Origin of the sequence: Marisediminicola sp. UYEF4 (assembly GCF_040546025.1) — a bacterium.
GTDB lineage: Bacteria > Actinomycetota > Actinomycetes > Actinomycetales > Microbacteriaceae > Marisediminicola.
Window position 1 is genome coordinate 48,357 of record NZ_JBEPNA010000007.1, and the last position, 11,655, is coordinate 60,011.

At 69.7% G+C, this 11,655-nt stretch carries 8 protein-coding genes; all 8 read right to left on the bottom strand.

What is annotated here, in order from left to right; all coding sequences use genetic code 11:
- Positions 1-90: 90 nt before the first annotated feature.
- The 8 genes from ABIB15_RS08595 to ABIB15_RS08630 all read right to left on the bottom strand — a co-directional run bounded on the left by ABIB15_RS08595 (position 91) and on the right by ABIB15_RS08630 (position 11,631).
- Positions 91-858 (bottom strand): methionine ABC transporter permease, encoded by a 768-nt coding sequence (locus ABIB15_RS08595; protein WP_354476944.1) that lies wholly within the window; start codon positions 856-858, stop codon positions 91-93.
- Complete coding sequence (locus ABIB15_RS08600) at positions 855-1,922, bottom strand: methionine ABC transporter ATP-binding protein (protein WP_354476947.1); 1,068 nt, start codon at positions 1,920-1,922, stop codon at positions 855-857. The genes ABIB15_RS08595 and ABIB15_RS08600 overlap by 4 nt, the downstream gene beginning before the upstream one ends.
- Positions 1,923-2,531: 609 nt before the next feature.
- The gene (locus ABIB15_RS08605) at positions 2,532-4,028 is read right to left on the bottom strand and encodes an HNH endonuclease signature motif containing protein (RefSeq protein ID WP_354476950.1); all 1,497 of its coding nucleotides are present in this window, start codon (positions 4,026-4,028) and stop codon (positions 2,532-2,534) included.
- Positions 4,029-4,160: 132 nt separating this feature from the next.
- Positions 4,161-6,044, bottom strand: a complete 1,884-nt coding sequence (locus ABIB15_RS08610) for a glycoside hydrolase family 35 protein (RefSeq protein WP_354476953.1) — start codon at positions 6,042-6,044, stop codon at positions 4,161-4,163.
- Positions 6,045-6,047: 3 nt separating this feature from the next.
- Positions 6,048-7,160: a class I SAM-dependent methyltransferase gene (locus tag ABIB15_RS08615; RefSeq protein ID WP_354476956.1), complete on the bottom strand. Its 1,113-nt coding sequence runs from the start codon at positions 7,158-7,160 to the stop codon at positions 6,048-6,050.
- A 4-nt stretch (positions 7,161-7,164) separates the two neighbouring features.
- Complete coding sequence (locus ABIB15_RS08620; RefSeq protein ID WP_354476959.1) at positions 7,165-8,568, bottom strand: LLM class flavin-dependent oxidoreductase; 1,404 nt, start codon at positions 8,566-8,568, stop codon at positions 7,165-7,167.
- Positions 8,569-8,741: 173 nt separating this feature from the next.
- Positions 8,742-10,121: an LLM class flavin-dependent oxidoreductase gene (locus tag ABIB15_RS08625; protein ID WP_354476962.1), complete on the bottom strand. Its 1,380-nt coding sequence runs from the start codon at positions 10,119-10,121 to the stop codon at positions 8,742-8,744.
- A 316-nt stretch (positions 10,122-10,437) separates the two neighbouring features.
- Positions 10,438-11,631 (bottom strand): ROK family transcriptional regulator, encoded by a 1,194-nt coding sequence (locus ABIB15_RS08630; protein WP_354476965.1) that lies wholly within the window; start codon positions 11,629-11,631, stop codon positions 10,438-10,440.
- Between the last annotated feature and the right edge of the window lie 24 nt (positions 11,632-11,655).

Sequence of the window (11,655 nt, forward strand, 5' to 3'; positions counted from 1 at the left end):
GGGGACGAACGAAGACTGCGAGGGCGTGCGTGGTCGACGGAGGCCCGGTTGGGGGCTCCGAGGGTGATTCGGTCGGAAGCGTCCCCGCGCTCAGGCGGGGACGGGCATCGCCTTCGCTCGCCTTGACGGGCGGTCGCGGGAGTGCGGCGTCGCGAGCCGAACGAGCCGGTCGCCGAGCAGCTGCACGGAGGCGACCGTCGCGACGAGGATGATGATCGTCGCGAGCATGACCGTGTTATCGAAGCGCTGGTACCCGTAGGTCACGGCGACGTAGCCGATGCCGCCGGCGCCGATCGTGCCGGCGATCGCCGAGTACTCGATCATCGCGATCGTGTTGATGGTGAGTCCGCCGATGATCGCCGGCAGCGCCTCGCTCAGCTGCGCGGTGCGGATGATCTGCAGCGGCGACGCCCCGGACGCCCTCGCGACCCGCACGAGTGTGGGCGGCACGCCGCGCAGCGAGTTCTCGACGATGCGGGTGAAGAACGCGATCCCAGCGATCGCCATCGGGACGACCGCCGCTGCAATGCCGATGTTGGTTCCCGTGATGAAGCGTGTGAACGGCACGATCGACGCCATCAGGATGAGGAACGGCAGCGACCGGCCGATGCTCACGATCCAACTGATCGTCTGGTGCAGTGCGGGGTTCTCGAACAGGCCGCCGGGGGCGAGGTTGTGCACGAGGGCGCCGAGCGGCACCCCGAGGAGCACGACGATGACCATGACGATGCCGACCATGATGAGGGTGTCGAGCAGCGCGGGGAACACGAGTGCCGGGATCTCGGGGATCGGTACGTTGTTGCCGGTCGGCAGCGCGGCGCGGATGCCGGTGGCAAGCGAACTCAGCGGCGCGCTCACGCGACACGCTCCAGCGCGGGCGACGACTCAGCGGTCGGGACCGCGGCATCGACGGAGATCGCAGGCACAGCAGCATCCGGGCGATCGGGCACCGGACGGGCGTCGAGCCCGAGCTGGCGGGCGGCAGCCACGAGCCGGACGGGGTCGACCGCGCGCACGCCGATGCTCGCGTGTCCGACGGTCTGTCCGGCGACGGTCTCGATCGACGCGCCGAGCACGGAGACCGGGGCGTCGAGCTCGCTCGCGAGGCGCAGCACCCAGTCGGCCGGTACCGCGGCGGAGGTGTAGCTCAGGAACCAGTGCGTCTCGCCGTGCTGCGGTGCGGCGTGCGGGCGGGCCGGGCGGAGGGCGCGGCCGAGGGCGGATGCCGGGTCGCGCAGCAGGTCGACGATGCGCCCCGACTCGACGATGTGGCCGTGGTCGAGGCGGGCGACGGCATCGGCGACCTGCAGCACGGTGTCCATTTCGTGGGTGATGAACAGGATGGAGAGATCGAGGTCGTCGCGGAGCTCCTTGAGCAGGGAGACGATGGATGCCGTCGACTCGGGGTCGAGGCCGGATGTCGCCTCGTCGGAGAGCAGCACCTGCGGCCGCAGCGCGAGGGCCCGGGCGATGCCGACGCGCTGGCGCTGTCCGCCGGAGAGCTGGTGCGGGTAGTGCCCTGCGCGGTCGGAGAGCCCGACGCGGTCGAGAAGTTCGGCGACGCGGCGCTTCGCCTCGGCCGACGTCACGCCGAGGTACTCGAGCGGCAGCGCGACGTTCTGGGCGGCGGTGCGGCGGCTGTAGAGGCCGTCGGACTGGAAGATCGTTCCGATGCGTCGGCGGGCCGCGCGCAGCTGGCGCTCGCCGAGCCGGGAGAGGTTCTCGCCGTTGACGAGCACCGAACCGGAGGTCGGCCGCTCGAGCAGGTTGACGCACTGCGCGAGGGTGGACTTGCCGGCGCCGCTGGGTCCGACGACGGCGAAGATCTCGCCGGCGTCGACGCGGAAGTCGAGCCGGTCGAGGACGACGGTCGCGTGGGCGCCGTGACCATAGACCTTGGTCAGTTGTTCGATGCTGATCATGGCCGTGAGCCTATTGTCGGCTCGGCGCGGGCTCCTAGCCGCGACGAAACAGTGTTGCGTCGCGTGACGGCGTGTGACGGGAATGGCTTCTGCTGGGTGAGCTGGTCGCGTGGTTGAGCTGGTCGCGTGGGTCGTGCAGTCGTGCCGCGACCGCGTCGAACCCGGCCGGGATGAGCGGGTTGCCTGGGTTGTGCGGGTTGACTTGCGTCATCGTGGTGCGGTGGCCTGAGCATCCGCCCGCCGCACCACACCGCTAACCCCCGGCACCATCAGGAGCCACAACGCGTGCTCTCAGCAGTGCCCTGCACTCGGCGCGCCGAACTTCGGGCCGACGGTGCCCCATCACGCCGAGAGTGCCCGTTCGAACAGGCACACTCGGCGCCAACAGGCACACTCGGCACCGCCGACGCGCGGGCAGCCACCTCCGCGCTGAGAGTGCCCGTTCGAACAGGCACACTCGGCACCAATAGGCACACTCGGATCTCGACACGGCCGCGCGCGGACTGCTTAATCGGTTTGGTCGCTGCTGGTGGAGAACTTCGAGCAGGTCGAGCAGGTCACGCAGGTCGAGCAGGTCGCGCAGCGGCCGTGTCGAGACCCCGCCGCGGCTCAGGTCAGTGCCGGGGCGGGCAGCTTGCCGCCGCGCCGCGGTGTGCGGGTCGGGTCGATTCTCACGGGTGGGATGAACCAGGGCACGTTGTCGATGACCTGCACCGTCCACCCGTTGTGGATGACGTGGTGGTGACCGGTGCACAAAAGGATCCCGTTGTTCAGGTTCGTTTTCCCGCCGTGCGACCACCAATGGATGTGGTGCGCCTCCGTGTAGGAGGGCGGACGCCCACAGCCGGTCACCGCGCAGCCGGCGTCGCGTTCGGCGAACGCGATCCGCTGCGCCTTTGAGAACAGCCTCCGGCCGACGCCGAGGTCGAGGACCTCGCTCTTCCCGCCAAGGACCGCTGGGATCAGTTCTGCGTCCGCGGCGAGGATCCGGGCGGCACCGGCGGTGATGGGTTCCTCGACGCCGTCCAACTGCGCCGCGCCGAGTCCTGACTCGAGCTGCTCCAACGTCATCCGGATCACCAGGGTGGTGTGCGGGAGGGTTCCGGGTGCGGTGGTGCAGCCCATCATGTGCCGGGCGACATCGATCAGGGCGTCGGCGGCGATCCGCGGGATGGTGCGCAGGTCGGCAAGCTCGACATGATCGGCCGAGCACGCATCGCGGTCAACGCCCTCGTTCCCGTGGCTGTGGCCACCCGCGGGCTCGGCCTCGAAGCGCACCGTGCGCAGGGCGTCGCCGACCATCGCGTCGATCATCGTCCGCACGTATCCGGCACCGAGCGGGTCGAGGTCGATCGTGCACCGCTCCAGCCCGTTGCCCTGCTTGCTCCAACGCAATGACCTCAGCGCGATCAGCGCCTCCTCCCGTGGTGCGACCCCGTCGGTATCGAGCGCGTCACGCCAGGAGATCGCGAGCTTCCGCACCGTGTCCGCTGGATGGGCGGCGGCGAACTCGACCAGCTCCGACTCTGCCGCGACCAGATGCTCGGGCAGGGCGCGTGGGGCGGCCTGGGTCAGGTTGGTGATGATCGCCTGCGCCGCATCCACCTGCACCGCACCGGTGTTGACGGCGTCGGCGACGAGAGGGAACGGTGCGGGGAGCCGCTCCCCGAGCAGGGACACCGGTGCGGTGGTGGATTCGCCGAGGCGGACCGTCTTCCCGGCCTCGGCCAACGTCACACGGCCGAGGTCGGTGATCAGCGCCGCGGGAGAGGTGTGTCCGGAGGACTTCGCCAGACCGCCCTGACCCAGGGACGGGCGGGAACGGACGCTCAGTTCACCGGCGGCCCGGATCAGGAGGGCGTCGACCTGGCGTTTCAGGTCGTAGCCGGACTGGATCGCCCGCAGCAGGCCCGCGTCGGACATGGTCTCCACATCCAACTGGGCGGAAGCCACAACGACCGCTTCGCCGAACGCGCCCATGGTCGCATCGGGAGCGCCGGCATCGGGGTGTTCGCCGACCTGGTCGCCGAACCCGGTGAGCGCACCAGCCCACACCGACGCGAACGCAGAAGCGCTGTCGATGAGCGGATCGGTTGTCTTGGACATACCCACATACTGACAGGCGCCACCGACATTCATGCGGACACCAAACAACACCCTGATCTGGGGTATTGCCTGTGGACAACCCTCCCGGAACAGGCCCTGTGGAGGAGGACTTGGGCGGCCCAGCAGGCCCGGTCAGCTCTCGGTGTGCCCGAGATCGAGGCCCCGGACGAAGCGCATCGACGGCTTCGCGATCGCGGTCAGCTCCAAGACCATGACCTCGTTGCGTCCGTCGCGCACCAGCGGTCCGGGCACGACGAGGGTGTGCTGCGGGCCGCGGCTCCAGTAGCGTCCGAGGTTGAAGCCGTTGATCCAGACCACGCCCTTGCCCCAGTGGCGCGTGTCGAAAAAGAGGTCAGTTCCCTCCGAGCCGTCGAATTCCGCCAGCGCGAAGGACGGACCGGCGATCAGCCGGGCGTCCATGTCATCGCCCTGCCGCAGCACCGCGGCGACCTCCTCGATGCGGCCGAGGTCGAGGGGCGCGATGTCCCACTCCCCCAGCGGCTCTCCGTCGAGGGTCGCGGGGCCGATGAGGCCCTTCGGTTCACCGATCCGGTCGCCGTAGTTGACCCGGCCCTGGTCCTCGACGAGCACCTCGAGCCGTGCGCCCACGGGGATGCTGATCGAGGTGTCGTGCTGGTCTCGCGACAGTACGCCGCCCGGTGAGCCATCCACGAAGACCTGCGCCCGGTCGCGCACCTCGGCGAAGGTGAGCACCGAACGAGCGCCAGCGACATCCGGCGAGCGTTGCGGCAGCTGAACCCGGTACAGCGCGAAGCCCGAATACTGCCCGGCGTCGTCCATCGTCGGCAGATCCGGGTGCCGCGAGAACTCACCGAGAAGCCCGACCACCTGACTCAACGGCACCGATGCCCCGAGCGGCACCTCGAAGGCGGGCACACCGGCATCCGCCCCCGCCGGGTTCGACGCCGCGTCCCCGGCGGGCGACGGCTCCGACGCCGCCCCCGCCGGGTTCGACGCCGCGTCCCCGGCGGGCGACGGCTCCGACGCCGCCCCCGCAGACTCCACCCCCGGCACCGGCGCGTACCGGGCGATCACCTCGCGGAACGCCCAATACTTCTCCGTCGGATGCCCGGCCTCGTCGAGGGGCGCGTCATAGTCGTAGCTCGTCACGATGGGCTCGTAGGTGCCCTTGTCATTGGCGCCGTTCGTGAATCCGAAGTTCGTGCCGCCGTGGAACATGTACAGGTTCACGGATGCGCCCGCGGCGAGCAGGTCGTCGAGCTCGCGGGCGGCATCGGCTGCGGACGTGGTGTGGTGGTGCGCGCCCCAGTTGTCGAACCAGCCATCCCAGAACTCGGCGCACATGAGCGGGCCGGTGCTCTGGTGCTGGCGCAGCGTCTCGAGCCGGTCGGTCGCGCGCGACCCGAACGAGGCGGTCAGGTGCAGCCCGGGCAGGCTCCCGCCTTCGAGCATCCGGTCGGTCGGCTGGTCGATGGTCGTGAGCGGAACGGTGATGTCGCCCGCCCTCGTCAGGTCGGTGAGCGCCTGCAGGTAGAGCTTGTCGGAGCCGTAGGCTCCGTATTCGTTCTCGACCTGCACGAGGATCACCGGTCCACCGCGATCGATCTGCAACTCGGCCACGATCGGCAGGATCCGGGCGAAGTAGCGCTCGACGGCCGCGAGGAACCGTGGCTCGAACCGGCGCACGCCCACCTTGGAGTCGCGGAATAGCCACGCCGGAAGTCCGCCGTTGTCCCACTCGGCGCAGATATACGGGCCGGGGCGCACGATCGCGTACATCCCCTCGGCCGCCACGAGCTCGAGAAAACGGCGCAGGTCGAGGCCGCCGCCCAGGTCGAAGCGGCCCTCGACGGCCTCGTGCGCGTTCCAGGCCACGTAGGTCTCGATGGTGTTGAGTCCGAGAAGCCTGGCTTTGTGGATGCGGTCGGCCCAGAGGTCCGGATGCACGCGGAAGTAGTGCAGCGCCCCGGAGAGCACCCGGAACGGCCGCCCGTCGAGCAGGAAGTCATCGGCGCCGATGGCGAACGAGGGCACGGCTCAGCGGGTCGAGACGGTGACGGTGAACTTGGCGTTGCGGCCGACCTGCCGGGTGGCGCCGACCGCGCGGGTGAGCGCGGCCCGGTAGGACAGGTGCGAGTTGAACACCGTCCACAGCTCGCCGCCGGGCTTGAGCACCCGTGCGGCCTCCTCGAACAGCTTGAGGGCGACTCCCGGATGCACCGCCGACCCGACGTGGAACGGCGGGTTGAGCAGCACGAGATCCGCGCATCCGTCCGGCTGAGTGGACAGGGCGTCGTCGCGCACGACGGTGAACGGCAGGTCGTTGGCGAGGGCCGTGGCGCGGGCGGATGCGACGGCCGCGGCGGACTCGTCGGTCGCGAGAATCGCGAGGCCGGGCCGGGCGCGGGCGAGGGCGGAGGCGAGGATGCCGGTGCCGCAGCCGAGGTCGACGGCGGTCACGGCATCCGGCTTCATCTCGCGCAGGAAGCCGAGCAGGTAGCGCGTGCCGATATCGAGCTTGGTGCTGGCGAACGCGGCGCCGTGCGCACAGACCCAGAGCCCGAGGTCGTCGTGGAATTCGCGCGCCGGGTAGGTGCTGTCGCCGGGTGCGGGCAGCCGGGAGATGATGACGCGGGACTTCTGCCGTCCGAGCGAGGCGCGCACGTCGCCGAAGTGGCGGGCGTAGACCTCGTTCATGGCGATCGACATGTGCTTGAGCCGCCCGCCGCCGATCACGGTGACCTCGGGGTGGGCGAAGCGCGCGATCGCCCCGGCGATCTCGTCGAGGGCGGCGAGGCTGCGCGGGAGCTGCATGAGCACGACGCGGGCGCCGGAGAGCAGCTCCTCGCCGAGCTCGTGGTTGGTGTGCTCGCCCTCGAGCCCGGTCGTCGTGGCGTTGTGGGCCAGTGCGAGCTCGCCGCTCAGGGGATCCTGGTGTACCCGCACCGCCGTCGCGTCGTGCTGCGCGATCGCCCCGAGGGTCAGCGCGCCATAGTGGTCGCCGATGACCACGACCTCCCCCGTTCCGGCCGACGCGAGATGCGCCGCGGCCTCGTCGAGGATCAGACGGTCGCTCGCGTCGACGGCGAAAAGGTTCTCCGCCTCGACGTCGGGGTAGCGCCGGAGGGCGTCGAAAGAGAACTCTGGCACCCCACTACCCTAGGGGCGCGGCCTCCAGGAGGTTGCGCCCGCCGCGGTACCTGGCCCCGTGGTGCTCCTCGAACAGGCGCGCGTTGCCGGCTCCGAACAGCCGCTCACGGAAGGTCGACTCCTCGTACTCTGTGCGGTACAGACCCCGGCGCTGCAGCTCGGGAACGACGTATTCGATGAAGTCCTCCGCGGTGCCGGGGGTGAGGAACTGGCGCAGGTTGAAGCCGTCGAGGCCGGTGTCGCGCACCCAGCCCTCGATCGCATCCGCCACCTGGACCGGGGACCCGGCCACGTAGAAGGGCCCGCGATCGAACCGGGTGACCTCCTCGAGCGCCTGCCCCACCGTCGTGGTGGCGGTGTACTGCCGGCGACCGGACTGGGCGTTGTCGCGGCCCGCCTTCGCCTCGGCGCGCAGGATCTCGGAGATCACAGCATCCTTCGGGTAGGCGGCGAGGTCGATTCCCGCACCGCCGGCGTGCGCGAGGTAGCCCTCTGCGCTCGACAGCGACCGGAAGTTCTCGGCCTTGCGCTCGGCGTCGTCGCTGTCCCTGCCGACGATGATCACCGCGGAGGCGTAGGTCTTGATGTGGCTCTCGTCGCGGCCGAGCAGCTGCGCCTGTCGGCGGATGTCGGCGACGTTCTCGCGGTAGACATCCAGGTCGCGGCCGCCGACGAACACGCCCTCGGCGTGCTTGGCGGCGAAGGCCCGCCCCCGGTCGGAGCTGCCGGCCTGGAAGAGCACCGGGGTGCGCTGCGGCGACGGCTGCGACAGGTGCGGGCCGGCGACGGAGAAGTGCCGGCCGACGTGGTCGATCGCGCGCACCTTCGCCGGGTCGGTGTAGACGCGACGCTCCCGGTCGATGATGACCGCGTCGTCGTCCCACGAGCCCTCCCACAGCTTGTAGAGCACGTCGAGGTACTCGTCAGCGAGCTCGTACCGGTCGTCGTGGCCGACCTCGTCGGCGAGGCCGAAGTTGCGCGCGGCATTCGGCAGGTACGAGGTGACCACGTTCCAGCCGAAGCGCCCCTTGGTGAGGTGGTCGAGGGTACTGGCACGCCGGGCGAAGGCGAACGGGGGCTCGTAGGTGGTCGAGAAGGTCGCGGCGAAAGCGAGGTACTTGGTGACCGCGGCCATCGCCGGGATCACGAGCAGTGGATCGTTGCTGGGAATCTGCACGGCCTCGCGCAGGGCCGTCTCCGGGCCGTCGCGGTAGCCGTCGTACGCGCCGATCACGTCGGCGAGGAACACCGAGTCGAACAGTCCCGCTTCGAGCAGCTTGGCCTGCTCGATCCAGAAGTCGAGGTCGTTGAAGCGGTGCCGGGTGTTCGCGGGGTGCACCCAGAGTCCGTGGGAAATGTGCCCGACGGTGTTCATCTCGAACAGGTTGAAGCTGATCTGATTGCTCATGGTTGGTGAGGGGGCCTCTCTTCGGACGTGATTTCAACTGTTACGTCACCCAGAGTCACACGCCGCGGCTCCCGCGGGCGTTATTCACCCATGCGGGTGTAATCGCACCCGCATGAGTGAACAGCATGCGCGCGAGCGCGGGAGCGGCCGGCCCCTCTCGCGTCACTGGGGCGTCAGACCGCCGCCACGCCCACCCGGTAGTTCGCGCCGCGGTGCTCGTCAGGCAGGCGGTCGCCGCGTCCGTGCAGCTTCTGCCGCAACGTGCCCTCCTCGTACTCGGTCGGGTAGGAGCCGCGCTTCTGCAGCTCCGGGACGACGAAGTTCACGACGTCCTCGAAGGTGCCGGGGGTGATCGCGTAGGCGAGGTTGAAGCCGTCGACATCCGTCTCCTCGACCCACTCCTCGAGCTGGTCCGCGATCTCGCTGGCCGAGCCGACGATGAACGGGCCGAGCCCGCCGATCGCTCCGGCGCGGGCGATGTCGCCCACGGTCCACTCGCTGCCGTCATCGTTCGCGGCCTGGAAGTTCGCCACCGTCGACTGGATCGCGTTGCTCTGGACGTTGCCGATCGGCTCGTCGAGGCCGTACGCCGAGAGGTCGACGCCCATCCATCCTGACATGAAGACGAGGGCGCCCTCCTCGCTCGCGTAGCTGAGGTAGTCGAGGTACTTGGCCTGGGCCTTCTCGCTTGTCTCATCGGTGATGATCGTGAGGAGCGTGTAGATCTTCGCCGAATACCGGTCGCGGCCGGCGCCCTCGAGCGCATCGCGCAGCTTCTTAACGGTCTCCTTGAGCACGGGCTTGGTCGACGCGGCGACGAAGATCGCCTCGGCGTTGCCTGCCGCGAACGCGATTCCACGGCTGGATGCGCCGGCCTGGTAGATCACGGGAGAGCGCTGCGGGCTCGGCTCGGCGAGGTGGATTCCGGGAACCTTGAAGTGCTTTCCCTCGTGGCCGATGTGGTGCACCTTGCTCGGGTCGGTGAAAACGCCGGTCTCCCGGTCGCGCACGACGGCGTCATCCTCCCAGGAGCCCTCCCACAGCTTGTAGAGCACCTCGAGGTACTCGTCGGCGTGGTCGTAGCGGTCGTCGTGCTCGAGCTGGTCTTCGTTGCCCATGTTGCGGGCGGCCGAGGGCAGGTAGCCGGTGACGACGTTCCAGCCGACACGGCCGTTGGTGAGGTGGTCGAGCGTCGACATGCGGCGCGCGAAGGGGTACGGATGCTCGTAGGCGGTGCCCGCGGTGACCCCGAAGCCGAGATGCTCCGTCACGTAGGCCATCGCCGGGATCACGAGGAGGGGATCGGCGACGGGAATCTGCGCGCCGTTGCGGATCGCGGCCTCGTTCGTGCCGCCGTAGACGTCGTAGGTGCCGAGCACGTCGGCGAGGAAGATGCCGTCGAAGCGGCCCTTCTCGAGCAGTTTGGCGAGCTCGGTCCAGTAGTTGAGGTCGGTGTAGCTCGCGGACCGGTCCTCTGGGTGGCGCCAGAGCCCGGAGGACTGGTGGGCGACGCAGTTCATGTCAAAGGCGTTGAAGCGAATCTGTCGGGGCATACGTTCCATGGTGGGGCCCGTGGCGGTTTCGCGCCCGTCCGGCCGCAACACGGCGTCACACTCGCGCCGGCCGCTTTCATTATTCAGGAGTCTGGGGGCCGGGGGGGGCGGTCATTATTCAGGAGTCTGGGTGCCAGGCGACTTTCACTATTCAGGAGTCGGCGGCTGACAAGTCACCATTCCCGACTGGGATGCCGCCGAGCCCGCAGCATCCGTCCCCTGCGCCCCACAAACTCCTGAATAATGAAAGCCACAATCAGCAGTCACTCCTGAATAATGAAAGCCACAATCAGCAGTCACTCCTGAATAATGAAAGTCAGGCGGAGACCTGCCGCTCGACCGCGTCCGCGCTCAGCACGGCCTGGATCACCATCATCGCGGCGCCGAGCACGCCGGCGGCATCCGTCGCCCGCGACGCCACGATGCGCAGCTGCGCCGTCGACAGCGGCAGGGAGCGCTGGTAGACGACCTCGCGGATGCCGGCCAGCAGGTGCTCCCCCGCGGTCGCCAAACCGCCGCCGATCACGATGATCGACGGGTTGAGCAGGTTCACACAGGTGGCGAGTACGGTGCCGATGTCGCGGCCGGCCTGGCGCACCGCTGCGATCGCCGCCGGGTTGCCAGCCCGCACGAGCTCGACGACATCGCGGACCGTGGATGCCGGGACCCCGCGCTCGCGCAGGCCCGCGGCGATGGCCGGCCCGCCGACGACGGCCTCGAGGCATCCGGTGTTGCCGCAGCGGCACACCACGTCGTCCGCGTGCGGCACCCGCACGTGGCCGAGGTCGCCGGCCGCGCCGACGGCGCCGCGCTGCAGCTGCCCGCTGCTGATGATGCCCGCCCCGATCCCTGTCGAGGCCTTCACGAACAGCAGGTTGTCGTGCTCCGGCCACTCGGTCGCCTGTTCGCCGAGCGCCGAGATGTTCACGTCGTTGTCGACGAACACCGGTACCTCGAGCTGCTCACGCACATAGCCGGCGACGTCGAAGCCGTCCCAGCCGGGCATGATCGGCGGGCTGATGGGGCGTCCGGAGGTGTGCTCGACGGGACCAGGCAGGCCGATGCCGATCCCCGCGAGATCGCCGACGGGGCGGCCGTTCGCCGCCAGGACCTCCCGCACCTGGGCGACGGCCCAGTCGAGGACGACCCGCGGGCCGGCGGCGATGTCGAGCTCGCTCCGCCGGCGGTCGAGGATCGTGCAGGCGAGGTCGGTCAGGGCGACGACGCCGTGGGTGGCACCGATGTCGACGGCGAGGACGACCCGGCCGCCGGGATTGAAAGCGAACCGTGACGGCGGCCGCCCGCCGGACGACGCCGCCTCGCCCACCGCGGCGACGAGCCCCGAGGCGAGCAGCAGGTCGACCCGCGCGGCAACGGTCGAGCGGGCAAGTCCGGTGATGATCGCGAGCTCGGCGCGGGTGCGCGGCCTGCCGTCGCGGAGCAGCTGGAAGAGGTCGCCGGCGCGCGAGGAGCCGGCCATGGCGGCCGGGGCCGGGGCGAAGGGCGACATGGCTCAGTTCTAGCACCTTCTGCG

Coding starts and splice junctions, on each gene's coding strand:
- ABIB15_RS08600 (WP_354476947.1), bottom strand. CDS start 1,922: ATGATCAGCATCGAACAACTGACCAAGGTCTATGGTCACGGCGCCCAC.
- ABIB15_RS08605 (WP_354476950.1), bottom strand. CDS start 4,028: ATGTCCAAGACAACCGATCCGCTCATCGACAGCGCTTCTGCGTTCGCG.
- ABIB15_RS08620 (WP_354476959.1), bottom strand. CDS start 8,568: ATGAGCAATCAGATCAGCTTCAACCTGTTCGAGATGAACACCGTCGGG.
- ABIB15_RS08625 (WP_354476962.1), bottom strand. CDS start 10,121: ATGCCCCGACAGATTCGCTTCAACGCCTTTGACATGAACTGCGTCGCC.
- ABIB15_RS08630 (WP_354476965.1), bottom strand. CDS start 11,631: ATGTCGCCCTTCGCCCCGGCCCCGGCCGCCATGGCCGGCTCCTCGCGC.